Consider the following 26,518-nt stretch of genomic DNA (forward strand, 5'->3'; position numbering starts at 1 on the left):
CTGCCCCCTCAAGCGGACTCCTGGTCGAGTCAGCGAGTTAATGATCTTTGCCAACATTGGTTGCGTCAGCGATGGTGGAACCTTCACTTGTTAGCGGGGGTTGGTTGAGTGATTTCGTTTCGATCACGATCGTATCGCCGACGATGTCTCCCAGACGTTGGCGACAATCGGACAGGGCGATGCTCAAGATTCCGGGTGACCAGCACAGGAGGTTTCCGGCGTCGACGAAGAACACGATTTCGCGAGCGAGTACTGACACGAAACCGCAGGGGCGTAGACTGGTTCGTACGGTCTTCAATCCGCAGATCCATTTGCCGGGCGTGATGCCCCATTGGGCCTGCATTGTAAAGATCAAGATCGTTACGACCGCGATCGAGATGGCCACAACTTTTGCCGCCATTGCCACGACGGGGACGGAAGGGTGTTCCAATCGCACGTTCAGCGCGTCGTAAAACGCAAGCCAGTTGATTCCGCGAGTCAAAAACCAACCGACGCCTGACGCGGATCCAAACACGAGCAGAATATCGAGCAACCGCGCGATCCCCCGCCAAAGAAGTGATCCAAGCCGAACTTCGGAAAGACCAAATCCATAGTCAGGTCTTGTATACCACCACATGAGGATCCAAGTTCCCACGCCGGATACAATTCCCAGCCCCAGCGTGAATGCGATGACGGAAAGCATACTCCACACTGGCCTGAAAGCAGGGACGCCCATACTCGCATACGTCGGTCCAAGGCATTTCGCGGTGGCCGATCCCGCGGTTTCGTGAATCCCCTGCTCATCAATCCGGTAGAAAAAGCATCCGCCCTGGGAAGTGCAAAGTCCCAGATACGACAGGTGCCCGTTCTCAGTCGCAATTGCGGCCGTGGATGTCGTCCCAAATGGAATCGCGATGGAGGAGTGTTCCTCCCAGATCCCGTTCACCAAGCGATAGAGGTGGCCAATCGGCGTTGAAGAATGAACACCATCAATGATAAATGCCGCAGGTTGGCCGCCGATCATGAGGGCGTGTGTCGCCGCGCCAAAGGGAAATGGCATCGCGGGAGTGCTTCGAACCCTAGTCCAGCCCTCGGAGAACGGGTCACGATTGGCGACGGCGAGTGCGGAAGCCACATCGTCTTCGTTTCCGCCCATCGACTTGCTTTCCGCCAAAAGGCTCTCAATCGACGACGGCACCACGTCGATTCCCACGCGATGGAATAACATCCCTTCCCAATGCCAGAACAAATGATGCTGGCCATGACATTCGATGACGTCAGGATGACTGCCAGTCATCATATTTGGAGCCCCTTGGCTCCTGGACAAATCGCCGATCTGTTCCGAGCCATCGACAGTGCCCTGCGTCCTCCATTTCCCATTTTCGTAGGTCTCGACAACGATTCCCCAAACAGCGGTCGTCACGAGGGATGGTTTTCCGTTGAGCATAAACCCATGGATTCCCATGTCCATGTTGGGATGCTTTGCCAGATTGGATGGCTGCAGTTGTCCATCAATGAGTTCGTAAAACGAGTTGGCCGCTGAATAGAACCAACGCCGATCTCCACAGGCCCAGGTTCGATAGTGATTCAATCCACCGGGAAATTTCAGAGTGGCTGGTAGGAACTCGAATTCGCCAGTCTCTGGATCGACTTTCGTGATTTTCTGCTCAAATTTCCCCGCAGAATTCTGTTGAATATGATGCATGTGGATCAGGCGGCCGTCCAAGATGCTCAAGTTTTGCAGAATGTGAAAGTAGTACGTTTCTCGAAGTCCGGGCAGGAACGGAGTCATTGATTGTCGCGTCGAATAGGAATTCCAGACAAACGCAAACGATAATGCGATTTGTGGAAACGATAAAACGATCGCAAGAACGATGACGCCAAACAAATATCCCGGCTTACGGCTGGACATACTGAACCTCTGACGAATCAAATCCGCGATCTGGACGAGGCCGACAAGTCATTATGTCTTAATGGCGAGTCAACATCAACGTAAGGGCCAAAATCGCGGTCTCGCGCCAAGCGGATCGGGCGTGCGATCAACGGGTCATTTTCGTCGACGCAAACGAGCGACCAGCACCGGTGGGAACTCGGAGAGACCCTCGTTCCATGAGAGGCGCCGTTCGCCTGGCGGCTTCTCGGTCTGAAAGCACGGTTCCTCAAGTCCATCAAGCACGAATCCGGCCGAAAAACAGGATCCGAGTAGCACGTGAAGTGGTCGATGGAAGGTCGACTGAATCTCAGGCTGCCCTGCGATCCCCTCCCCGCGATAGGTGCGCGATGTCATGTACTCATACTGCTTTAAGGCAAACGTTCTCACGAGACGCCCGTCCCGATCTTCTGCCTCGACCATCTGTGCAAATCGGGCACTATTAAAGCAGGGATGAACGACGGAAAAGACGAAGGTGCCTCCCGGCCGCAAGAGCGCAGCCAAGGCACGAAGCAACGGATCGATGACCGGAATATCGAACAGAACCATCATGGAAATCGCCGAATCGAAGGCGTTCTCGCCGAGTTGCCTGAGCTGCGGTTCATCTGTGGCATCCAGCACGCGATACTCGATGCGGTCCAGATGTCGAGTGGTTCGACGTCGCGCATTGTGAATCATGCCCTCCGAGAAATCGAATGCAACAACACTTGCGCCGCACTCGGCGAGCCGACGGGCATACAATCCATTCCCACAACCGATATCAAGAATATTGACCTGCGGTGACAGTTCTAACAGCCGTTTCGTTGCGGGCCAAATCAGTTCTTCCACCCACGAATGCCCTTCCCCAACGTGCGAGTCCCAGTAATCCGCATTGGAATTCCAGACTGCGCGAGATTCAATCGTGATGGCCCCAGAATCCGAGTCAACACCGGCAGGAACGTTCGGTGAGGTCATCTTGGCGTAGCCTCCAAAAGTGTTGCGGAAATTGAAGTGTCAACATCGGGCCGAAAACATAAATGACCAGGTGCCTGATGGCAACGACCATTGCTTCTACTGTTCTTCATCGCGGCGCGAGGCATCGCAATCGACGAACAGACTCCCTACAACCTGCGACGCCTTGTCGCGGACAATTTTCGCCGAGTAACATCTTTTTCAATTCCCGATCGCACCCGCGATCGACAATTTTTCGCTTCGAACGCAGCTAACTCCTCAGGCCGAACCAGGTGCTCGCCATCTATGAAATGCTCTTCGAAAACAGTTGAGCACCGCAAGGGAAGCGAAGCCCCACGGGCCGCAAGTCATTGAGCTACCTAAAAAATCGCGATGAACACGAACCATCATCCGCCCAACGTTGTACCAATCACACGACCAAGGTCCTTGGAAGCTCTCATGGTCCATTGTCATTTCGCTGGAACCAGCCGCATGCGAGTTTTGTTCGGGACGCTGATCGGCGCGCTCATACTCTGGCAAACGGCCGGTCTTGGAAATGACGATGTCACGCAGGATACGGCGATCCAGAGGATTGAGGCGCTCGGTGGCAAGGTTGTTAGAAATCAAGAACGTCCTTCGAGTCCTGTCGTCCAGATCGATTGCCGGGATGCACAAGAATTCACCGACGCAGACGTCACACTCCTGAAAACGTTTCCTGAACTGGAATCGCTGGACCTGAGCGGAACCCAAATTTCCGGAAAAGGCATCGCCGAGCTTTCAGTTCTCCGCTCATTGACCGTGCTCCATCTGGCAAATCTTCCGGTCAAGAATGCGCAGTTCAAGAAGCTGATTGAGCTGGATTCGCTAACGACGCTCGACGTCGCCGACACGCAGGTCTCCGACGCGGCCCTGCAAGGATCGATTGCCCATCCGAATCTGACGACGCTGGTCCTGAGCGGCAATCGCATCACAAATGCTGGCCTGAACGACTTGTCCAAGTTCGGACAGCTTGCGATCCTTGATCTCACCCAGACGCGCGTTTCCGACGAGGGAATGACGGCTCTAAAACGCCTGGAGAATCTCACGGAGCTGCGTTTGTCTGGAAATGTCATCACTGACACAGGGCTAGAAGCAATCGGCGGCCTGAGCCACTTGAAAATACTGGACCTGACGGCCACTCAGATAACTGATGCGGGGTTGAAGCACCTGCGAGGCCTCAACAATCTGAATGAACTCAAGCTTGGACGCAATCAAGTGAAGGACAACGGAGTCAATGCTCTCGTCGAAATCCCCACGCTGATTGCACTGGACTTTTACGCCACGCAAATCACCGACGAATGTCTGTCCGCACTCGGTCAAATCGCGAATCTGACGACGTTGGATCTCGGAAAGAACCCCATCTCTGACTTCGGTCTCAGAAATCTGACACGATTGCGAAACCTCAAAGAGATCGGCCTGGTTGAGGCTCCCGTTACCGCTTCTGGCCTCAAACGATTCCAAGACGCAATTGGAACTCCACTGATCATCACATGGAACGGCACTGACCAGGACATTGAAGCGGCGAGTTCGCCGGTGGAAGCGGACGTGCATCTTGAGGTCCCCAAGAAAGCACCCGTTCCCGTTCGCCCGTGGATGCTGATCGGCAACCTGCTCGTCCTGTGTGTCTTTGGTGCAATCTATCTTTATCGCAGGGCGTTTCCCGACTGATTGCCGGGAATTGCAATCGGCGGGCCGAATTTCGTGTTCGGCAGGCTGAACCGAATATACGCCAAGGTCAGAAAAAGCGCGACCGAACCCATTGCGGTCACGCCGCAGGCCTGCAGAGTCGGATCAATCTGTTCACTGACGGCGCTCACCAGCAACAGAGTCGCAATCGCTGCGCCAAGGCTTACAACCCGTCGTGCATGTGCGGTCAGATCGGAGTGATTGTACCAGTGACCGATGGCGATCCACGCGGGAAGCAGCCAGCAAAAAAAGTAGGTCCATGCGAGAGGTGAGCAAAGCGGCACCAGCGTACAAACCATGGCTACCTCAAGCCCCTCGCACGCCAGATTCGGAGCGAATTGAAAGCGACACGCCAGCAGTAAGACCAACCCCAGCAGCAAACAAATACTGTGCCCGATCATTTGCGCCGCCTTGGGTGTCAGATCGACGACATTGACGTACAACGGTTCCTCGGGACGATCCCCTGCATCAATGTGTCGTAAGAGTCGATGGCTGCAGGCAACAAGCGATTGATTGCGACGCGTAAATCCAATCGACGAGCGTCCCGACATCGAGTTTCCCGATTGGTCAAGAATCATGAGCGACGCCCATTGTTTCAATTCCTGGGTATTGCGTTCAAATCCACGCACCAGCCCTGGAAAGAACCAGACCAGCGCGCAGATGCTGACGATCGAAGACCCTACAGCCAACCATTGTCGCCGTGCGACAAAATAGGCAAGGGCTGAAAGCGGAAAGGCCTTGAGCGCGACGGCGGTTCCGAACAGCCAGCTCGCCAGATGCGATCGTCGTCCCCGCATTGCCAAGAACGATCCCAACGTGAGCGCCAACAGGAGCAGGTTCGTCTGCCCCAGAAGTTGAACATCCCAGATGTAAGGAGCGACCATCAATCCGGGACCGACCGACAGGAACAAAGACCGTCGAGCCCACTGCCCCGTCACCAATACCGACGCCGCCCAGACAGCGACGGCCCATGATGCGGCGTTCAGAAGGCAGAGCACCGCGACAAACAAGACGGGACTGAGATGCGACAAAGGTGCGTACAGCAGCACGGCTGCCGTGGGAGGATACATATATTCTGGCTCGCCGTTTCGCACATCAGCGTAAAGTGGCTCGCCTGCAACCACCCACTGACCAACCATCTGCCAGAATGTGTAGTCCTTGTTTTCGCGTGCATAAAGCACCGCGTTCACGATCGGCAAGATGGAAAAAACGCAGCCAAGAACGAAGAAGAAGGTCAGAGCCCGCCAATCCCCTTCCCGAGCGAGGGCAGGCTGCGAACGAACAGAATGTTTTGGTAAATGCGTGGCCCGTGATTTCCGCACGCGGCCTACGGATTTGATGGTCTGCTTGTCGTGAACCTGCAACGCAATCATTTCCGCGTCCCGAAGGCTGGTAAAAAGGCCCGAATCAAGGCACGCGAACGAATCCGACAGCACCTTAATGCGAGCTTAATAGCCGATAACCACTTTCTTGTCAGCGTCTCATGTTAGGACGCGGCACGATTTCGCCTGAAACTCACTTAAAAACTTGTGAGAAATCCTCGAAGCGGACGCCAAAACGTTCACTGTCCGTCAACGCAATCGCAACGCCGAACACGTTCACAACCTTTGGCATTCACGCTACCGACCGAGCAGGCGAAATCGTTGCGCTGATCCTTCACGAATTCCCAACGAGCGTGACGTCACAGTCCGGTTTGAGTCGCCTGGACACTGGGTGCGTATTCCGAATAGACAAAAACGGGAATCGACAATCCGTCCAAATGGCTTTGAATCAACGGACGAACGTCCGTCCAATCGAGACCTCCCACGCCCGTCGCCAGCTTTGGAAGTGCGATGCTTTGAATTTCACCCTTTTCCAATTCGTGACGCAGTCGACGCAAGCAGTGATTGACGTTAGCGATCGTTGCCTTGCCGGGCTTCGCCCCATGTGCGTGCTCACCTTCCTGAGTGATCAAGCAGAACACGCGCGCATTGAACCCTCCCCAGGCCCAAATCTCACCCGGCTTGGGATGGCACTGATTTGCATAGTGCCGAAAATCCGTTGCCATCATGGGCCATTTTTCTCGTAAGGCGAGTGCCAGCCCTCGGTCAAAGTGATCATTAGGTGCGATGCCATGAGCAATGGCCTGGGTCTTCGTCAGCAGAATGTCACCAGAGACTTCGTGGAGCATGATCGTCCTTATCTCAGCAGCGGCGAGTGTATCCGCCTGTCCTATGACAAGACGAAAACCAAGCGGCCTTAGCATCGGACAAGGCCGAATGTCCATATCTTCAAATTGATCTTACAGAGGAGCGCCCACCCCCAACAGACGCATCCCATGCAAAACGCCATGACCTCGCAAATGCGCAAACGGTAGAAACGCACCTGGATATCGCGGCTCCATCACTTTCAGGTACCCTCGCAATATCCAGGTGATTCCCGGCCATGGACCCGCAGTTGACGATGGATCTGAAAAGAGCCATCAGCATCCCACCCCGCGGCTCGAATCACGTGTTGGACGATGATCCATCCGAACAATAATTCGTGAGGCGTGAATGGTTTCTCCAGCAACCATGATCAGTCCTGTTCACCACCAAGAACATATTATCAGCGGAAAAGCCGCCCGTATTTCTGAACAGCTCAAGACCACTGCGGCAGCCGATATCACGACAGTGCTGCACCAACTGGATTCGCGTTTAGAAGGCCTGCAGGAGTCTGAAGTCGATTCCAGAGCGAAACAATATGGACTGAATGAGATCGCACGCGAGAAGCATCAATCCGCATTGGCGCGACTGCTCTCCAATGTCGCTAATCCTCTGGTCCTGTTGCTGATCGGGCTCGGGATTCTGTCGGTCCTGACAGGAGACGTGCGTGCCGCGATGATCATTTTCGTGATGGTCATCCTGGGTGTCGTCCTGCGGTTCTTTCAAGAGATGCGTGCCGACAACGCCGCTGAAAAGCTCAAGGCAATGGTCAGCAACACGGCGACCGTTGTGCGACAAGGCAAGGAAACGGAAGTCCCACTGAAACAGCTCGTTCCTGGTGACATCATCCAACTTGCCGCCGGCGACATGGTCCCCGCCGATGTGCGGGTGCTGTCGGCCAAGGATCTGTTCTTGAACCAGTCCGCCCTGACCGGCGAATCGATGCCGGTTGAGCGAAAAGCGGACATCGTTTCTGCAACAACATCGAATCCGCTCGAACTGCTGAATATTTGCTTTCTCGGCTCGAATGTCGAAAGCGGTTCGGCCACCGCTGTCGTGGTTCACACGGGAGACAAGACCTACTTCGGGGCCCTCGCGACGAGCATCGTCGGCCAGCGCCAGCTGACCAGCTTCGACAAGGGGGTCAATCAATTCACCTGGCTTATGATCGGCTTCATGGCCGTGATGGTTCCCGCCGTATTCCTGATTAACGGCCTGATGAAGCATGACTGGCTGGAAGCGTTTCTTTTTGCAATGGCCGTGGCGGTCGGAATGACGCCAGAGATGCTGCCCATGATTGTGACCGTGAATCTCTCCAAAGGCGCGCTGACGATGGCTCGCAAGAAAGTGATCGTCAAGCGACTAAATTCAATCCAGAACTTCGGAGCGATGGACATTCTTTGCACCGATAAAACCGGCACAATTACCGAGGGAAAGATCGTCCTCGAAAAACACTTGGACGCTCAGGGAGAGCCGAGTGACAAGACGCTTCACTATGGATACCTGAACAGTTACTACCACACTGGACTGAGGAATTTACTCGACGAGGCAATTCTTGCGCACGACGAACTGGAGGACAGCCTGAGTGCCAAAGAAAAGTATCACAAGATTGATGAAATCCCTTTCGATTTCGTACGCCGTCGCATGTCCGTCGTCGTCGAAGACCTGACGGGCATGAATATTTTGATTTGCAAAGGTGCCGTCGATGAAGTGCTCAATCTGTGCACGCAAGTCGAAGTTCAGGGCGAACTCATTGAGGTCTTGCCCGATCATGACGCTCGACGACGCAAGATCGCCGACGATCTAAACGCTCAGGGATTTCGCGTGATCGCCTTGGCCTACAAAAACATGCCCGGCGCGAAGGACGAACCCACCTACGCCGTCAAAGACGAATCCGATATGGTCCTGCTGGGCTTCCTCGCTTTTCTCGATCCGCCCAAAGAGACGGCTGGCGAGGCCCTGCACAAGCTCAACAGCCTGAATGTGAATGTCAAGATTCTGACCGGCGACAATGAGATCATCACATCTTACATCTGTCAGGAAGTGGGGATTCCTGTCGAACATCTGTTGCTTGGCACTCAAATTGAATCAATGAACGATTCGCAATTGGCCGACGCCGTCACGCTGACAAGCGTGTTTGCCCGACTGGCCCCAGCGCACAAGGCACGCATCATTCGCGCACTTCAAAGCAAGGGGCATGTTGTCGGCTTCATGGGCGACGGCATCAACGACGCCCCGGCCCTGAAAGCCGCCGACGTGGGCATCTCGGTCGATAGTGCGGTCGACATCGCCAAAGAATCCTCTGACATCATCCTGCTGGAAAACAGTCTGATGATTCTGGAACAGGGAGTATTGGAGGGCCGCAAAGTCTTCGGAAATATCATCAAATACATCCAGATGGCGGCAAGCTCGAACTTCGGCAACATGTTCAGCGTCGTCGGCGCCAGTGCCTTCCTGCCCTTCCTTCCGATGCTGCCAATTCAAGTCCTGACGAACAATCTGCTGTATGACTTCTCGCAAACGACGATTCCAACGGATGGCGTGGACGCCGAATGGTTGACCAGACCGCGTAAGTGGGAAATCAGCCGAATCTTGCGTTTTATCCTGTTAATCGGGCCGATCAGCTCGATTTTCGACTACATCACGTTTTTCCTGATGCTGAACGTCTTCCACTGCTGGGACAATCCCGTGCTGTTCCACACCGGTTGGTTTGTCGAATCACTCTTCACACAGACGCTGATCATTCACATCATTCGCACCCGGAAGATTCCCTTCCTTCAAAGCAGGGCCAGTTGGCCGTTGATCGTCACATCACTCATCATTGTGATGGTGGGTGCCTGGCTCACCGTTTCACCGTTAGCGGATGTGCTCGGTTTCGTGCCACTTCCCTCTCTCTATTGGGCCATGCTGGCAATCATCCTTGCGGGATACCTGGTCCTGACCCAGCTCATGAAGACGTTCTTCTACCGCATCTTCGGTGACTGAAACGGTAGCGAGATTTACACGCCACTACGTCGTGCCGATCGAGCGCAACTCACATCGGACTGATTTCGTGGAAAGCTCCCGCACCATTTGGAATTGAGAGCACCTTCACCCTGGTGGCGTTGCCTCCCGATGAACGACTTGAATTCGTCCTTAAACAGTCATTGGCAAATCTCGTTAGGCCCCTCGAAGATTAACGGCGCGTTCGTAGCCAGGCGAAGAACCATTCCGACCATTCGCGCATCGACGAACGGCCGATCAGTCCCCGAAACGAACAAGCCCGGTGTCAACCAAAGGCACTCGGTCTGATCCGATATCGATTTGTCTACTGGACCGTTTCTGAACCCTGTTCGATTCTCGACGCATCCTTCGATTCCGAGTGGGCCTCGGCAGCCCCCCCTGGCACGAATTCGATAGCCTGTATCAAGTGAGGTGTCACTCTCGACATTTCCACGGTCATCAATTTCGTTGTAGCCGATGCTCCAGACTACCGCTTCGCCGTTGTCATCGCGGCGATACTTGAGCGGGGCGCCGGTCGAATCCATGGGATCAGTCGGGACGGCGTCCAGAAAGTCGGGCACAAGCTGCTCAATCGACGCAGGGAATTGTCCATTTCGTCGTTGATACTGTTGTGCCGCGAGCGCGACATCGAGGCAGGACCGGCGTGAAAGAGCTTGTCGATGAGTTCTGTCGAGACTGCCACCCCCCAGAAGATATCCGTCAAGACTCGGCATCTGCTTCAAACAAGCGTCGAGTCGCAGGCTGAGTCGTGCCGGATCAAGTTGTCCCGAACGACGGCGATGTTTCGTGTCCATTTCGAATACGATCTCGTTTTTCAAATACGATCCCTTTTGCCGTTGATAGACCGGTCGATCGATCTGTTCGCAGTTATTCAGAAGTTCCTGACGGGCAAGTCGCAGCACGAGGTCAGGTTGGCCGATCGTCCAGAGAGCCACCTTTTTCCCCGCCAGAATCAGCGGCTCTTCCGGCTTGGCCATTTCCCAGTTCGGGACAAGGATGTTCGGCCCATCGGCACGATTCATCATGTTCCTGAAACACAGATAGTTCGCTTTCAGGATGTCCGAGGGTGGAACCGCGTCGGAAAGGTCGATCAGAAGCGCCTGCCGCGCTGCCTGCAATTGCTCAGGTGTCAGCAGCTCGTGTTCAGCCCACCGGGCAATTCCCACATACGTATACGATCGAATTCCCATCCCGATCAAATAGCAAATGACATATCGGGACATCATTGAATGACGCGCGCACCGTAAGTTGGCGAGATGCCAATCCCAGGCCGCATCAAGATCCCCCATTCTCTCAAGGCGAACCGCCTCGGCCTCGCTCAGAACGACAAGTCGTCGCAGATTCTGGTGGATATTCACAGTGGTGGTTTCGCCAGCGGTCTTCAACGAAGGACCGCTTGAACGCACCATCTCACTCGCACTTCGATATTCGTCAAGCGCCATGCGCCTGCCGCGAAGCCAGTGATCCAATCGTGAATTCCATGTCGGGTCGGCTTGCCGCGTCGCATCGCGCAATGCGCGTTCCACATCGCCGAAATTGTTAAACGATTCACCTTGCTGATCCGCGACGTTATGAATCTGATCAAAAAACGTCAAAGCCAGTGCGTATCGAACAAGCGCATCCTCGTTCGTGGGAACGTCCTCAGCAATCACCTGATCCGGGTCAAACGGAAGCGTCACGTCCGCGATCTGCCAAAGACAGATCCATCGCATCACAAATGGAGACAGCAGCACGGACACGGAGATGGCGAGCAACCAGGTACGCGTCGACCAGTTCCACGGCTTCCAAGGTGCCCACCGAAATTGTGATGGCATTGGAGGTACTCAAGAACCCCAGGGAAAAGACATTTCGCCTCTTCTCTGGAAGAGTAGAGAACTCTCTCCACGACTTCAACCGGCCTTTAAGTGCCCGTTGAAAGCAGGAGAACAGGCATCATGGCCTTCACGTCGTTCTGGCTCTTTTGAATCTGCGCAGAGCCAATCTCACTGATTTCAATAGGTTCGGCGACCCGGCATTGAACGGAGAATCGTGAGTGCCAATGAAAAAACCCCAGCAAGCTGGGGTTTTTTGGAGAGACTGCAAATTGCAATTTCTCAAGTGGCGGGGGCAGGATTTGAACCTACGACCTCGAGGTTATGAGCCTCGCGAGCTACCGGGCTGCTCCACCCCGCGTCAGTGTGTCGCTGTCGACAGAGGGAGTATATCGGCCTGCCGCAGGAAGGGAAGTCAGTCGATTTCGAAATTCGTTTGTTTGCACAAGAATTGGCCGACTTTCGCAAGAAAAGTCAGCAACACCACGTACACGACAGTCGGTGCGACTTCAAGAAATCGCATTCCGTCGTCATCGACGGCAATCAGGCTGATCGTGGAATACTCATTTTGAGTTCAATACGAGAAATACACTGCAGAAACAGGGCGGGGGGGTTATCTGTGCGCAGGCCGGGCCGAGCGGAACAGGCACATTTCCCCGGGTCATGGAAATCCACAAAAGGTTGGCCAGAGAAACCCTTCCCGTTGCTGCAGGAAAATGAGCCGGTCCCCGGCCTGCTATCCGTTACGCGGCGTTCTTTTCGCGAAGAACTTCTTCAAAGACTTCTGCGACCTGTCGAGCGTTGTCTTCGACACGCAGCTTCGACGCCGTCTGCCAGCAATGGTCGCTCATGACCTGTCGGTCGGGACGACTGAGTGAGAAGTGGCGATCGATCTGATCGGCAAGTTGATCGACGGCCCAAGCGTCGGGAATCACATATCCATTGCAGCCCGATTCGATGATGTCGGCACCACCCGCCGTCGCAGTGGTGATCACCGGCGTCCCGCACGCCATCGCCTCAAGATTGACATTCGGAAACGGCTCGTAAATCGTCGGCAGCACGAACAGATCGCCCGCGCCGTAATACCGTTGAATGGCAGACTGGCGGCCGGCGAAATGAATCCGCCCGGCAAGTCCCACCGCGTTCGCCCGGCGCTGATAGCCCGAGATATCCCCGGCACCGAGAACCAGCAGACAAACCTCGCGATTCTTCATCCGGCTCATCGCGAGAAGCAGTGAGTCCAATCCTTTCCGACGAAAATCCATTGACGCGAAGATCAGCAGCGGTGTTTCGTCATCGGCCCGGCCAACTGCCATCGAAGAGGCGTGCGTCCCTGATCCCAACTGACGAAAAATTTCGGCGCGAACTTCTGCTCGATCGTTTCGAACACCGGGATGAAATGTCCGCGTATCGACACCATTCACGATGCGGCGAATGCGGGACTCGTCAACGCCGAAGTATTCTGTCAGCAGGCGCGCATCGAGCTTCGATTGCACAATGACGCGTCGTACTCCCGTCGGCCGGTACAACCGACGTTCCAATTCAAAAATCGCCCGATGTCGTGGATTCAGTTGCTGCAGCCAACGCGACACGGGGTTGCGATACCAGACCTTCACCCAATGGGTCTGCATCGGATCGGTCAGCCGGTAGGTATCAAGCCCCGCGACCCGTGATAGGCCGTGCACGATATCGAACGACTGCGACCGAATCAACTTTTCGCAATTTTCGGCAAACGACCGGTTCTTGGTCCATGACGTCAGCTTGTTGACCGCCACCGGTAGAAATTCCACTTCAGCACGCAGTTCGTCATCGATTGATTCACCGATAACCGTGACGCGGTGTCCCAATGCCTGCAAACCGCGAAACAAATTGACGCAGTACCGCTCGGCCCCGGCCTTCTTCAACGAACATTGACGACGAACAAGTCCGATATGCATGAAAACTTACTCAGTTCGGCCAGTCGACCTTCGATTTACCAACGGTTTCGTGCACAGCATTGGCAGCCTGTTGAAATCAGAGAGACGGGCACTTGGTGTTCACTGTGTCATGGTGTTTTTCTTGATTCGGTGCGGAGCCTGTCCCCCTGGTTTCAACAGGCTGCTAGGCAGCATCACGAGTGGATCTCTGTCGGCCCAGTTGTCGCCTGACCGCGGCAAACACATGATCGACAGACAGGTCTCGCAAACAACGATGATGTTTCAGTGGGCACTCGCGCTGCTGGCAGGGCCCACAATCCAGTTTCAACTGCAGATGCTCGCCGAATTCATAGTTCGTCTCACTCCACTCGATGTGAGTCGGCCCGAACAGCGTCACGACGGGTGTCCCGAACGCGGCGGCAAAATGCCGTGGCCCGGAATCGGTCGTGACAAGCAGATCGGCCGAACTCACCGCCGCCTTCGTCAGGCCGATACTTAGCACCTCATCAGCCAAACTGAACACCGCAGGATGATCCGCTGTTTCCGCAATCCAGCGGGCGTCGTCCCGTTCGGATGGTCCGCAAGCGACCAGAACACGTTGATCGAGTTGCGTCACGATGCGACGCGCCAGCTCGGCGAAGTACTCTCGCGGCCAATTCTTCGCCGCACCGAACGCTCCGCCCGTATTCAGACAGACGAAGGACCGGTGTCTGTGTTGCGGGCGTTCATCGTGATCCGAGCGACTTTGATTGAGGCGTGACCAGATTCCGTCAAACTGGTCCTGGTCCTGTGGCCGTACGGCAAGCTCAATCTGCCGGGAATCATTGGAACACCCCAACACCGAGGCAAGTCGCAAATACTCATCGAGAACGGGATTGGGGATCGACTTGGATTTCGGAACGACACCATCCGTCAACAACAAACTTCTGAGGTCGCGTGCGAATCCAATCCGGCGGCGGGCACCCGACAACCACGCCAGCCAGCCGGTCCGAAGCGAATTGGGCAACAGCAGGGCCACATCAAATCGTTCGGCCCGTAAGGCGCGAATGAATGAAAGTCCGCGTTGCGAACGATCGCGGCCACGAGGATGATAGAACAGTGTTCGATCGAGCAAATCCGTTCCAGCCAGGACATCGGAAACGTAGGGCCGCATCACTCCCACAATTTCTGCGTCTGGAAACTGATTGCGCACAGCGCGCAACGCAGGGGTCGCCATCGCGGCGTCACCAATCCAGTTCGGCAGAAAGATCGCCAGTTTCATGAGCTTGCCATCCTTGGCTCGTTCGAGCGGGCGTCCCCGCCAACGTGTCATTGACCAGTGCATTCTTTGATCAATGCGGCATGTCGAATCACAACAGGAATCACTCGACGTGACATTGACCGAGCGAATCATCCTTGCGCTCTCCAATTCCGTCAATCCAGTTTCCGCCGCAGTGTCCCTCGCCTGCCAATCGACACGACAAGAACCGTCGTCGCAGCAATTCTGCCAGCGAAACAGTAATCCCGTCATCAAACGTCGATGAACGCATACGAAGTGGGCCGACAAATCTTGGAGCTGTCTGGAAAAACTACCGGGGCTGAGTGATCGTGTCACCACTTCAACACGGCAGCCCGTCAGTCGAGAAACGTGTCACTCCGAAGCCTGAGGACGGCCAAGATTTGGAGGAGGCACTGCCGATGCCCTGGAACTTCCAGCGTTTCGTTCGTCCAGCTGCCGCCACCCGCCCCGCATCTTGAGGGATCACTCAAGGGACTAGTCGTGCAGAAATGTTCGCCAGCATTCGTACTTACGGCTATTCAGATGATGGAATAGCAGTGGATTCCGAGCCGGCTTATGCGGGGCCTTCATCAACTTCATGCCCGCTTCGTACGGCGTACGGCCACCTTTTCGGACATTGCAGTCAAGGCAGCAGCACACGATGTTTTCCCACGTCGTCGGACCGCCACGGCTTCTCGGCATCACGTGATCGAGGCTGAGGCTATGTGCGCCGAATCGCTTGCCACAATATTGGCAACGATTTTCGTCGCGAAGAAAGATATTCCGCCGATTGAATTTGACGCCGTTTCGTGGCAGCCGGTCGTAACGCAACAGCCGAACAATTCGCGGGACTTGAATCTCGAAGTTGACGGCTCGAATCCAATCGGTGTCCTGAATATCGTCGAGCGCCTGCTTCAGCAGCCCGACTTCGCGCCAATTGTCGAAGTCGTACGAATAGAATGTTCCATCGTCGACCGAGATCACTTCGGCGGCCCCTTTATAGAGCAGACAAAATGCCCGCGACACGGACAAGACGTGAACCGGAACATAATGGCGATTCAGCGCCAATACGCTGGACTGAATCGCCGGACTGTGTGCTGCAATCATCTCGCCTGTGCTCCTCCGCACTGGACAAGTCGGGCGCGTCACAAGTTCACTGCAGCGAATCGCGATTGACGAAAAATCGTAGGTTCAACGCTTCGCCGTCGGACGCCGTATTCTAGCCATCAATCCAAGTCGTCGGCAAGAATGTGGAGGAACTCGCCGTGGTCAATTCGGGTTGATTTTCTCCGAACGGTTAGCGATGGCTCGTCGAGCCACGTTTTATCATCGGAGAACCGAACTCATCCTCAACCCAGCAAGTGGACGCATTTGGCGCCGAACGAACTGCGGCTGTGCCGCTACAGATCTGCCGATGCACGGGTAAAGTGATGCAGGATAATTCCCGAGGCGACCGCAACATTAAGCGAGTCGGTGCCCCGGCACATGGGAATCGTCAATTTTCGATCACAGAATTCGGTCCAGGCCTGATCGAGGCCCGCGTCTTCATTCCCCATAACGACACCGAAACGGGCTGGCCGACGCGCCGTTTCCAGCAATTCGGAATCGGTGTCCAGTACGGTCGCCGCGATTTGGAAGTTCCAATCCTGCTTGAGTCGACGAAGATCCTCCAGTAAATAATCCGTCTCGAAAATTGGAAGGGAAAACGTGGCCCCCATGGACACGCGAATCACGCGGCGCCCAAACGGGTCGCAGCAACCTTTACCGAGCAGCAATGCGTCGATCCCGAACGCAGCTCCAATTCTCACGATAGCGCCCATATTCTCTGGATTATCGCAATTGGGGCAGGCGACGACCGTCAACCGTTGGGCATCGCGCGGCAAGAGTTCCTCCAGCGGCGCGCTGGGACGGCGAACCCCACAACCGACGACTCCAACATGGAAATCAAATCCAACCAGCGCGCTCATCACGCTTTGATCTGCGACATACAACGGAACGTCCGCCGGAACCTTGCCCTCCCACTCTTCGAGCCGTTTGCGGCTGATGAAAACCGAATGCGTTTCAAAGTCGCTTTCCAGGAGACGTTCGACGACTTTTTTCCCTTCCGCAATGAAGTAAGGGCCGCCTCGCTGCAGATTCTTCAGCTTGAGATTTCGGTACGACTCGACACGCGGGTCGTCCAGCGAATCGATCGGAATCACCGGCATAGCTATCCAAGCTCACAAACGAATTGGCTCGTGAGTTTCCAAAAGAAAACGAGTCGTCAACAATCGTCGCAGATGCCTGCTCAATGCGTTCAGCAACCCGCTCAAAAAGATGAGCGGATCGCAACGACAATCAAGTGTAAACGAGGTGTTAATTGCCCAACCCGGAATGACGCAAGAGTGCGTCGACTTTGGGTTCGCGACCACGAAACTCGCGGAAGACCTCCATCGGATGCCGGCTGCCCCCCAACGCCAAGACGGTATCGCGGAACCGCCGTCCGGTCTCGTGAATCGCCTGTGGATTGTCGAGTCCAGCCTCTTCAAAAGCACTGAAGGCATCGGCACTCAGAATTTCCGCCCACTTGTAACTGTAGTAGCCAGCGGCATACCCGCCGCTGAAAATGTGCTGAAACGAGCAAAGCGATCGATCTTCAGGAAGCAGCGGCAGGACGCTGGTTTGCTTGCTTAATCGCTGATTAACCTGATGCGGCGTTTCCGAACTGCTCGGATCATAATCCGAATGCAGCGTGATATCGGTCATTCCAAACAACAGTTGCCGCAGCGTCATCGAACCCGCGCGGAAATTCTTTGCCGCACGAATTTTCTCAAATAGCGATTCAGGCAGTGGCTCACCCGTCTGATAATGCCCCGTCAGGCTCAACAACGTCGGCCGGTGATAACACCAGTTTTCCATGAATTGACTGGGCAACTCGACGGCGTCCCACTCGACTCCATTGATCCCTGCGCAATCCGCAAAATCGACTTTCGTCAACATATGTTGTAGACCATGGCCCATTTCATGGAACAGGGTCTCGACCTCACGAAACGACATCAGGCTTGGTGTGTCGCCGTGAGGCGGAGTTTGATTGCATACGAGATGTGCCACAGGCAATTGAAGATGCCCTCCCGTCGTGCGGCGGCCCAGGCAGTCATCCATCCAGGCCCCGCCCCGCTTATTTTCGGGGCGAGAATATGGGTCGAGATAGAACGAGGCGATATGCGTCCCCGATGCGTCGTGCACTCGATAGAACCGAACATCCGGATGCCACACGCTGACGTCGGTCTGCTGGTGGATTTTCACATCGAACAGGCGTTCGAGCAGTTGGAATAGCCCTGCGAGCACCCGTTCAAACGGAAAATAGGGACGAAGTTCATCGTCGGTATAGGCGTATCGCTCTTCTCGCAATCGCTCGGCCCAGAACGCCACATCCCAGACATTCAACGGTTCCGTCACACCATGTTCGGCGCGCAGGGCGCGAATATCGTCGAGGTCGCGCGCCGCCGCATCCCACGCGGCACTTCGCAGGTCGGTGAACATCTTGCGAATCGCTTCAACGCTGGGGGCCATCTTTCGCGCCAGGCTCACTTCCGCAAAGTTGTGATACCCCAGCAGCAATGCCTTTTCGCGACGAAGCGCCAAGAACCGAACGATCAGCAGATCATTATTCAGTTCCCCCGACGACGCTCGCGTCACAAACGCGCGATAAAGCGTTTCGCGAAGAGCCCCGTTGCGACAATGCTCCATAAACGGAGTGAACAGCGGCGGCTCGAGCGTGATCCGCCAGGGTCCCTGTGCAGGCGTGGCCTTCTCGACGGCGTCGGGGTGCGCGCCATTCCAGGATTTCGCCGCCAGATTTCTCAGCGTGCTCGGCCACCCCTCGGCATCAGCCGAATCGGTGATGTCCAAGGAAAAGGCCTTCGTTGCATCGAGCACATGGTTCGAGAATTCCGTCGACAGTTGCGACAATTCTTGCTCGATGGCATTGAACCGCTCACGTTTTTCGCCCGTTAGCGCAATCCCCGAGAGCTCTGCGCCCTTGATCCGATCGGTCACAATCCGCTGTTGTGCTTCACTGAGCTTTGACCATTCGGCCCCCTGACGCAGTTGCTTCAGCGTCTGGTAAATTGGTTCGCTTTGACTGGCACGAAGACCAAACTGAACGACTTCAGGCAGTACGGTTTCATAGGCCGCTCTCAATTCATCGGAGTTAAGCACTCCGAACAGATGTCCGACGGGCTTCCAACCATATTCGAACGGTGGGTCAAGCGTCTCAAGTTTCCCCAGCGAACCTTCCCAGGTGGGCTGCAAATGCTGCTCGATCTCAGTCAGCTTCTCTGTCGCATCGTGAACCAGATGCTGCACCGCCGGCACGACGTGCTCTGGACGAATGGCGGCGAAGTCCGGCAAACCGCTGGTGGCCAAGAGAGGATTGTCTTTGAGCGAACTGGAGTCGACCATGACCATTGTCCTTACGTCAGTGAAGGCAGTGTGTTAACGATTGGTTGCTTGCGTGAGTTTCAGTTTGGAGAAGTGTAAACGGTCCTTTCGAACCTGCCAGCCATCGCGCCCGCATTTCTGTCAGACACCTTGAATTCACTTGGCTCTCAACGTAGCGTTCGTATGGCTGACGTTCACAACGGGAGTTCGCATCGCTTTTGAGGAGAAGATGTTGCCCACGTACCGAGTTCTGTTCATGTGCCAGCTTGGTTTGCTGTCGGTGTTGCTGATCGGCTGCGCGGAACGAGTCGCGTCACGCCCTGAACGCCCCGTCTCGGACAGCATCAGTGCCACCACGACCGCTCCATCTGACGCCAAGACCGACGGAACAGACGATGAGAAACCGAAAGCTGTCGCACTGAAACCCATCGAATTGCTCGAAGCAAATTGGACCGAACTTCAAGCACTGATCGCCGAGCAAAAAGGCAAGATTGTGGTCGTGGACCTCTGGTCCACTGCCTGTGAACCGTGCATGAAGGAATTCCCGCATCTCGTGGAACTTCAGGCGACGCTTCCAGACGACGTTCAGGCCATCTCGTTTGATCTCGACTTTGCCGGAATCAAGAATAAACCGGTCTCGTACTACCGAGAACGAGTCCTGAATTTTTTGGGCTCACAACCTGAAAGCAAAATTCTGCATCGAATGTGCTCCAAGGCGGCCGACGAATTGTTCGACGAGATACAACTGAATTCCATTCCGGCCGTTTATGTGTTTGACCGCGAAGGCGTGCTGGCAAAACGATTCGAAGGCGCGGAAGACCAAAGCGAAGGCGCGTCGTATGCGACAAACGTCATTCCATTCGTGAAACAATTGATCCAATCGCCGGGTAAGACTCGTTGAAACAGTCCGGAATGGCAGTTCGAGTCGAGGCACCTGCAAGTCACGCTGGGCTGACGTCGAATGCTGGCACTTCAGTTGAGTTCCGCATTCCGAAAGCACATCGAATCTCACACAGGGAAGCGCGCATGGCGATTCGAAACTGGATGAGTCTGGCGTGTACCGTCCTGGCCTGGACTCTTAGCACGAATGCGGTCTGGGCGGTTGAAAAGACCGAGAAGCAGTCGTTTCAGGCAAGCGATAGTCTGGCGCCCGCCAAAGACGTGAACGAGGCAGCGACAAAAAGTCTCGCAGAACTGGCGTGGAAGCCCGCCAGTTTTGAAGTCACGTTCGAGCCGAGCCAAACCCCATTTGATCCAGCGATTGTCCGCTTCCCGTCACCCCATTCCACCGGCCACGCAATCAATGATCTTGTGGCGATGGAGTGGTATGCCGCCAGGAACGCATCCGATCAGGTCATCGACGCCCCGGCTGTGATCGTCGTTCACGAATCAGGCCCGCGAATGGAAGTCGGGCGACTGATTGCCCGAGCACTCCACGCGCAGGGTCTGCACGCATTCATGATTCACATGCCAACATACGGATTGCGCCGCCCGAAAGAATTCGTCCCACAACTTGAACTCGTCAGCGAAGTCATGAAACAAGGAATCGCCGACGCCCGCCGGGCCCGTGATGCCGTGGCTGTATTGCCCCATGTCGACAGTCGCTCGATCAGCATCCAGGGAACCAGCATGGGCGGTTTTGTTACCGCGACCGCCGCGGGACTTGACCGTGGCTTTTCAACAGTCCACATCATGGTTTCCGGAGGCAATCTGTACGAATTAATCACGAACGGCCAGCGAGAAGCGGGAAAGATGCGTGAAATGCTGGCCCAAGGCGGATACACGGGCGAGAAATTGCGTGACCTGCTCGCCCCGATCGAACCGCTGCATCTGGCGCACCGATACGATCGCGCAACAACATGGCTCTACACAGCCGATCGCGATCAGGTCGTTCCACCCGAACACGCCGAGGCACTTCGCAAGGCGGCGGGATTGGATGCCGACCATCAAATGATGCTTCCAGCCGATCACTACAGTGGGATTATCTATGTCCCAATCGTTGTGATCGAAATCGCGAAAAAGATTCGACTGGAACTCGAAACACGTACGACCGCAAAGTAATCCGCGAATTGCCTTTCGAATTGCGGATCATCTTGCGCAGACGCCAGTGCTCGTTACGCGTCGAACGCACACCACCCTGCAAACAAATGGTCCGCGAGCAACCACGGGTCGTGACAACGCTCGATCTGCCTCACGCGGGCAAACGGACGATGATAATGGAGCCAAGTCAGCCGCACCCGATCGCCCATACAGAGCCAAACGAGCTTCAGACGCGGGTGGACGCCTGTGACAGTGGCGTCGAAACGGTCGGCACCAAAGGTGTGGGGGCAGGGGCCATCGCCTTCCAGATTTCACGGATGCTGAGCCATGCCAGCAATACGACGAGCCCAACTGCGGCACAACGAATGACGACCATTTTGATCCATTCGACATCGGCATCGTGACCTTTGCGACGTCGGCCGATGGGTTCGCCAAGGGATAACATGTCATCATCGTCATCCCCCTTCGCCACGGGCGCTTCCCACGACGAAAGCCGCTTCAGCACGGGTACCCCGGCGGCAGGCTCATTGGGATCAGTCACGGGAATCTGTGCGCTGCTTCCAGATCGCCTGGCACCTCGGGCCGGAAGATTCGCATCCGTTTTGCTCGACTTCATGCTCCCTTTACCCACCGGAACTTCCCCAGACTTCGATCGCGAGGTTCGAATCGTCCCGGATGACGGTGCGTCGAGGATGGGAATCGTCGTTGACGTCGGCGCTTTTGATGCCCGAATTGTGACCGTTGGTGGCGGCAACACATCGGCCGAATCCGTTAGCGGAACGGCCTGCTTGGGAATGTCGATCCGCGAAGACGATGACCGAGGCGCCTCATCGGCAAGTCGTAGTGGCGCAACATCGACCGACGGAATCTCGGCGTCGCTGTCGGGCAGCAAAATGACATCCGAAGGTTTGACAAGCGGCCTCACTTCGTCCAGCAGCGCCACGTCGGACTTGACGGCCTTGCGTTGACTTCGTCGAACGGACGCCTCGTCAACAACCACCAATGACTCTTCGACGAGTTCAACTTTGACCACAGGTCCGTCATCCGAAAGACGGATTACATTGCCAGAACTCAACCAGTGCGCTTTCTTCTGGCCCGCTCCGCTCACGAAGAACGATTCGGCTTCCCGAACCTCCATAATCCATCGCCCATCAATCAATCGAATCACCACATGGTTGGATCGAACATGATCGCTGGCGGGAAGATTGACGGTACAGGCTGGACCGGATCCGAGCGTAATTTGCTCATTCCGAAGTTCAATGGGCGGTCGGCCCGCGAAGAAAAGTTTGATGGGCATTTGATACAAGGACCTCGACAAGAACCGAAGATGAGATGTTCGTCTTCCATTCGCGTCACGGAAATAAAGAGTGACGACTTAAAAAATGCGAATTGCTAACTGACGATTCGATCAAAATGCCTGAATTTTTAAACAACCCAATCCACAAAATGAGATCGAAGAATCCGGCGAATCACATTCGTTTTGCAAGAAGAATTCGGATCGTGGCCCAATCTCGCGCTGAATCCATCTACTGACGAATTGTCTTTCTTGTGAGATTCATAGACAATCACGAAGCCAAAAGCTACAGTATTTTCGGAAAAAATAGCGAATTTGTACTGAACAAAAAGACGAAGTGCGCGAAATCGTTGATTTCGAATGGCGTCCCGCCAGAGAATCGCGAGATTCCGTGGAATTGTCTCAAGCCCATTCGCTTAAGCATTCCCGTTCGGACCAACGCCCGTCCGGAACTGTTATCGCTCGAACTGTTCGTTCCACTCGGCGAGCGCAATCAGAAGTCGCTCGAGTTCCTTCCAGTAGCGATCCGGTGGAAGTGCGTCCTTGCGGTCGCTTAAATCCTCGATCGCCAGCTCGAGTTCATCGCGTTTCTTGCGAGCTTCGAACGGGATTGTCGCGTCGGTGAGATTCGGAACCAAATGCCATTGATTGGCGTTTCGCCCATCCAGCGGGTGGCCGTCGGCCGGTTTCGAAACCGGCGTCAGACCACGAAACTGGTCGGCACGCACCCCCTGGCGATCGCCATTGTCATCCAGCAATGCATGCTCTGTCGCGACGCGCCCATCCGTATCGTAATACTCGGCCGTCTTGCGTGAGGCCGTCAGGAACGCCTCCCAGAGGGATGTCTGGTGATCTTTGTCCAAGTCGGCATTCGGATTTCCGATCGCCTGCGAGAGATAATCACCGAATCGCGTGAAATTGATCTCTGACCCGGCCTTCGTTGCCGTCACAACGACACGACCAGGTCCCGACAAGAGGGAAATAAATGGTCCGCTTGCCGAGGCACAATTGATGATCGCGGTCGGACGCCGAATGGGCTGCAGCCACTGCGCCAATTCGTTCGCCGAGACATCAGGTCCCCGCAGATTGAACTTGGCAACGCGTTTATCAAACGTTCCATGTCCAATCAACACGATCCACAGTTCGCGTTGCGTTTCACTCTCGGCGTCCTTCAGAGCCGTCCGCAGCCGATCATAGTCCGTCCCCTCAATCGTAAACTCGCCGCGATGCTTTCCAATCACTGTCACCGCGACACCGGCCTCTTTGGCGGCCGACTCCCAGCGTTCCGCCCATTGATAGAACGAGATTTCATATTGCGGTATACCGGATGCACCGACGACGACGATTAGAGACAGTTTCCCCTCCGTTGACGGTGATTCGCCCCGACACACCCCTCCGGACGACGAAACGATCACGAGCGTCATCAACAGCGAAACGGCCGACGTGACGCGACGGGCGGAAAACGTGACGACACTCATGGCAGCCCTTTCCATCGTCGAAGCGCCCATTCCGAGCAAAGGCAGCCGACAATCAAAATCAACATCCAGGGCTGGTGCCAGATCGGTGTGGTGAACACTTCCGTCAACGGAGCTCGCCGATTGGGCAGCGTCCTAACAAACTCATCCAGATCGTTGAGCGCAATCACATCACCCGAGGTTTGCCTGGCGACCTGCTCTAGAAAGCTCAAGTTGGGAACAATCTGACGGAATTCATCCGCCGCCGGGTCCGAAACCCACCCCGATTCTTCGCGTCCCAGCACCTGGCCATCGCGATCGACAACTTCCACTGTCGCACGATAGCCCCCGGCGTGGCGGGCCGCGAATGTCGATTCATACAGCCCCGCTTCACGCAACGAGGGTTCAGCGGGTTGCGAAACAATCGTCCCATCTGGCAGTTTCAGGCTGACCGTGAGGGCTGCGTTGTCTTGCGGCAGATAGTCTTTCGATCGGACACGCGCTTCGATTCTCATGAGCGGTTGACCGAACTCGTCTTTCGGCTCCGTACGAATCTCGATCCGGCCAGGAACATCGGCAATCAGCCAGCGCAACGTCTGCCGCCACGCTTTTCCCAGATCATCTTTTGCCCGCTGTGCATCGGTTCGATCGAGCTGCCACCGCCAGAAATCCGCAATAGGAGCGACCGCACAGCGACCGCGACCAAAAGTTTGAACCGCCAATGCGGGCAGTTTCTCGTCCGTCGGCGTCACAACTTCGGCCACGACGGTCGCCCCCGGCTTCAGTTGCCCGAGCCGATTTACGGCCAAAAAATTTGGCATCTCGGCCAGTCGTTGCTGCTCTTCGGTTTCGGTGGAACGTAGGCGAGCCCACGGTTGCAGCCAGCCGTCCCGTGTCAAGTTCCATCGGTACGTTGGCGACGCCACCGAAGATATGGCCCCGTCAAGATACAGCGGAAGCATCCGGCCAATTGGAGTCCGCTCATATCCCCCCTGCCGAAACGATTCGGTGCCGCCCAGCATCAGTAGACCGCCGCCACGCTCGGACACAAACCGCTCGAGCAGGGCCAATTGATCCGGCGAGAAGAACTCCGCCTCCAAGTCATCAATAATGACCGCATGGAACTCGAACAGCTCGTCCGGAAGTTTCGGAAATCCATCACGCAGTTCATCGGGAGTCTTCGTATTCAATCGCACTAATACGGGTTGGTCGTAACGTTCCGTCTCTTCCGTCTTGCCATCGAAACCTCGAAACAGCGGATTGCTCACTTCTCCGCCTCGGCTTTGACGCCAATCAAACTTCGGTTCTTTCTTGGCGATTCGGATCACGGCCGTCAACTGGATCTGCTCGTCGCTTTCGACCGCGCGTCGCAGGAACTTATATTCCCAATTGGGACGCCCCATCAGATACAGAATTCGATACTTTGACGTTCCACGATCGATGGCCAGCCGCCGGCGATTATTGGCCAGTGTGGCTTCAACAGATGACGGATCGGCTGCCCCTTCCGTGGAATCAAGCACATTTGACGGAGCCCCTGCGTCTTGACCCGCAGAGTCGGCTCTCGTCGCTTCGTCTTGCGTACGGACACGCACTTCATAGAACGAAACGCCCGGTTTTGTCGGCCGAATCTGAAAGCGGAATGGGATCGGACCACGGTCGTTCGAGAACGCCTGAGTCTCTTCCTTCACGACTTTGCCAGACTCGTCCAGCACCTGCGCGGTCACTCTAGCCTGCGGCAATGCCGACTGGGTCACATCTGCCTGAATTGTGACTGGAGCATCTTCAAAGGACGTGGTCGTTACGGCCAGATGCGAGATCGACAGATCGGCCGGTCGCTTTTCGCCAAGGTTTCGATGCAACACGACGGGATAGACGGGTGGCAACCCGTCGGGCTGAAACTCCGTTCGACTCGCATCGGTGGCGTTGCCATCGCTGAACAACAGCACACCAGCAACCGGCCGGTCGCGGAAGCGTTCCTTGAGACCATTCAACACGCCGATCAGGTTGGATTGAGTCCCCTGATAACGGAGTGCCGAATAGTCGACCGCGTTCTGCAGACGTGAATCAAACGTGTACTTCCGCAAATCAAAATCTTGAGCCAGCCGAACCTGCCAACCGCTTTCTTCTGCCGTCAGTTCATGCTTGTAAAGCTCACCTCGGGAGGCCGAGGCGCCAGGATCTTTCATGGTCATGCTCTGGCTATCATCCGCCAGAATTAAGAATAGATTCGCCCCGGGCCGCGCCCGTTGACCACTCCAAAGCGGGTCGAGCAGGCAAAATGACAAGAGAAGCAGGCCGCACACTTTCAGCGCGGGTGCCAACCAACCAATCAGCCAATCGGTTCGCGAACGTCGGTACCGCCAGACGACCAGCACCAGCCCACACACGAACAGCGTCACCGCCCACGCGAGAAATGACTGACTGCCGAAAATGAGCTTATCCCACACGGTCTCGATACCCTTCGCACAACGTGCTCAGCACGCTCAGAGACATGATCCATACTGCGAGCATATCCGGCGATCGCCGCGGATGAAACTCCTGCCCTCATTCCCGCCGAATAAACCGATGTCAGG

Annotated in this window: 17 protein-coding genes and 1 tRNA gene; 4 read left to right on the forward strand and 14 right to left on the reverse strand. The window is 55.5% G+C overall.

Annotated features, from left to right (window positions below; all coding sequences use genetic code 11):
* Nucleotides 1-37: 37 nt before the first annotated feature.
* On the reverse strand, nucleotides 38-1,891 hold the full coding sequence (locus OSO_RS0103775) for an RDD family protein (protein WP_010582200.1): 1,854 nt from the start codon (nucleotides 1,889-1,891) through the stop codon (nucleotides 38-40).
* 135 nt (nucleotides 1,892-2,026) lie between these two features.
* Nucleotides 2,027-2,863: a class I SAM-dependent methyltransferase gene (locus OSO_RS42030; RefSeq protein ID WP_010582201.1), complete on the reverse strand. Its 837-nt coding sequence runs from the start codon at nucleotides 2,861-2,863 to the stop codon at nucleotides 2,027-2,029.
* Nucleotides 2,864-3,331: 468 nt separating this feature from the next.
* On the opposite strand from OSO_RS42030, the gene OSO_RS0103785 reads away from it, so the two are divergent.
* Nucleotides 3,332-4,546: a leucine-rich repeat domain-containing protein gene (locus tag OSO_RS0103785; RefSeq protein WP_010582202.1), complete on the forward strand. Its 1,215-nt coding sequence runs from the start codon at nucleotides 3,332-3,334 to the stop codon at nucleotides 4,544-4,546.
* Here OSO_RS0103785 and OSO_RS0103790 read toward each other — a convergent pair.
* Both OSO_RS0103790 and OSO_RS0103800 read right to left on the reverse strand, forming a co-directional pair.
* The gene (locus tag OSO_RS0103790; protein ID WP_040591590.1) at nucleotides 4,522-5,937 is read right to left on the reverse strand and encodes a glycosyltransferase family 87 protein; all 1,416 of its coding nucleotides are present in this window, start codon (nucleotides 5,935-5,937) and stop codon (nucleotides 4,522-4,524) included. The two genes, OSO_RS0103785 and OSO_RS0103790, sit on opposite strands and share 25 nt — an antisense overlap.
* 308 nt (nucleotides 5,938-6,245) lie before the next feature.
* Nucleotides 6,246-6,734: a macro domain-containing protein gene (locus OSO_RS0103800; protein ID WP_010582204.1), complete on the reverse strand. Its 489-nt coding sequence runs from the start codon at nucleotides 6,732-6,734 to the stop codon at nucleotides 6,246-6,248.
* 364 nt (nucleotides 6,735-7,098) lie between these two features.
* Here OSO_RS0103800 and mgtA point away from each other — a divergent pair, with 364 nt between their 5' ends.
* Nucleotides 7,099-9,732 (forward strand): magnesium-translocating P-type ATPase, encoded by a 2,634-nt coding sequence (gene mgtA, locus OSO_RS0103810; protein ID WP_010582205.1) that lies wholly within the window; start codon nucleotides 7,099-7,101, stop codon nucleotides 9,730-9,732.
* 158 nt (nucleotides 9,733-9,890) lie between these two features.
* On the opposite strand, the gene OSO_RS0103815 is transcribed toward mgtA, so the two are convergent.
* The 7 genes from OSO_RS0103815 to OSO_RS0103860 all read right to left on the reverse strand — a co-directional run bounded on the left by OSO_RS0103815 (nucleotide 9,891) and on the right by OSO_RS0103860 (nucleotide 19,178).
* Nucleotides 9,891-11,564 (reverse strand): hypothetical protein, encoded by a 1,674-nt coding sequence (locus OSO_RS0103815; RefSeq protein WP_010582206.1) that lies wholly within the window; start codon nucleotides 11,562-11,564, stop codon nucleotides 9,891-9,893.
* A gap of 284 nt (nucleotides 11,565-11,848) precedes the next feature.
* Nucleotides 11,849-11,922 (reverse strand) — tRNA-Met (locus OSO_RS0103825).
* 382 nt (nucleotides 11,923-12,304) lie between these two features.
* The gene (locus OSO_RS0103835; RefSeq protein WP_010582207.1) at nucleotides 12,305-13,498 is read right to left on the reverse strand and encodes a glycosyltransferase family 4 protein; all 1,194 of its coding nucleotides are present in this window, start codon (nucleotides 13,496-13,498) and stop codon (nucleotides 12,305-12,307) included.
* A gap of 163 nt (nucleotides 13,499-13,661) precedes the next feature.
* Nucleotides 13,662-14,789 carry a lipopolysaccharide heptosyltransferase II gene (waaF, locus tag OSO_RS0103840; protein ID WP_010582208.1) on the reverse strand — a complete coding sequence of 376 codons (1,128 nt, stop codon included), beginning with the start codon at nucleotides 14,787-14,789 and terminating at the stop codon, nucleotides 13,662-13,664.
* Between the two features lie 441 nt (nucleotides 14,790-15,230).
* The gene (locus tag OSO_RS0103850; protein WP_010582210.1) at nucleotides 15,231-15,842 is read right to left on the reverse strand and encodes an HNH endonuclease; all 612 of its coding nucleotides are present in this window, start codon (nucleotides 15,840-15,842) and stop codon (nucleotides 15,231-15,233) included.
* A gap of 293 nt (nucleotides 15,843-16,135) precedes the next feature.
* Nucleotides 16,136-16,942, reverse strand: a complete 807-nt coding sequence (locus tag OSO_RS0103855; RefSeq protein WP_010582211.1) for a TrmH family RNA methyltransferase — start codon at nucleotides 16,940-16,942, stop codon at nucleotides 16,136-16,138.
* 148 nt (nucleotides 16,943-17,090) lie between these two features.
* Nucleotides 17,091-19,178 carry a M3 family metallopeptidase gene (locus OSO_RS0103860; protein ID WP_010582212.1) on the reverse strand — a complete coding sequence of 696 codons (2,088 nt, stop codon included), beginning with the start codon at nucleotides 19,176-19,178 and terminating at the stop codon, nucleotides 17,091-17,093.
* 208 nt (nucleotides 19,179-19,386) lie between these two features.
* Here OSO_RS0103860 and OSO_RS0103865 point away from each other — a divergent pair, with 208 nt between their 5' ends.
* Together OSO_RS0103865 and OSO_RS42040 are read left to right on the forward strand one after the other, a co-directional pair.
* Nucleotides 19,387-20,058 (forward strand): TlpA family protein disulfide reductase, encoded by a 672-nt coding sequence (locus OSO_RS0103865; protein WP_010582213.1) that lies wholly within the window; start codon nucleotides 19,387-19,389, stop codon nucleotides 20,056-20,058.
* Between the two features lie 125 nt (nucleotides 20,059-20,183).
* Entirely contained in the window at nucleotides 20,184-21,218 is a 1,035-nt protein-coding gene (locus OSO_RS42040; RefSeq protein ID WP_157605016.1) for an alpha/beta hydrolase family protein, read from the forward strand.
* Between the two features lie 205 nt (nucleotides 21,219-21,423).
* On the opposite strand, the gene OSO_RS0103875 is transcribed toward OSO_RS42040, so the two are convergent.
* From OSO_RS0103875 to OSO_RS0103895, 3 genes are all read right to left on the reverse strand, one after another.
* Nucleotides 21,424-22,494 carry an FHA domain-containing protein gene (locus OSO_RS0103875; protein WP_010582215.1) on the reverse strand — a complete coding sequence of 357 codons (1,071 nt, stop codon included), beginning with the start codon at nucleotides 22,492-22,494 and terminating at the stop codon, nucleotides 21,424-21,426.
* 452 nt (nucleotides 22,495-22,946) lie between these two features.
* Nucleotides 22,947-23,969, reverse strand: coding sequence for a hypothetical protein (locus OSO_RS0103890; RefSeq protein WP_010582216.1), 1,023 nt, complete (start codon nucleotides 23,967-23,969; stop codon nucleotides 22,947-22,949).
* Nucleotides 23,966-26,392 carry a glutamine amidotransferase gene (locus OSO_RS0103895; RefSeq protein ID WP_010582217.1) on the reverse strand — a complete coding sequence of 809 codons (2,427 nt, stop codon included), beginning with the start codon at nucleotides 26,390-26,392 and terminating at the stop codon, nucleotides 23,966-23,968. The genes OSO_RS0103890 and OSO_RS0103895 overlap by 4 nt, the downstream gene beginning before the upstream one ends.
* Between the last annotated feature and the right edge of the window lie 126 nt (nucleotides 26,393-26,518).

This window comes from Schlesneria paludicola DSM 18645, assembly GCF_000255655.1.
Lineage (GTDB): Bacteria > Planctomycetota > Planctomycetia > Planctomycetales > Planctomycetaceae > Schlesneria > Schlesneria paludicola.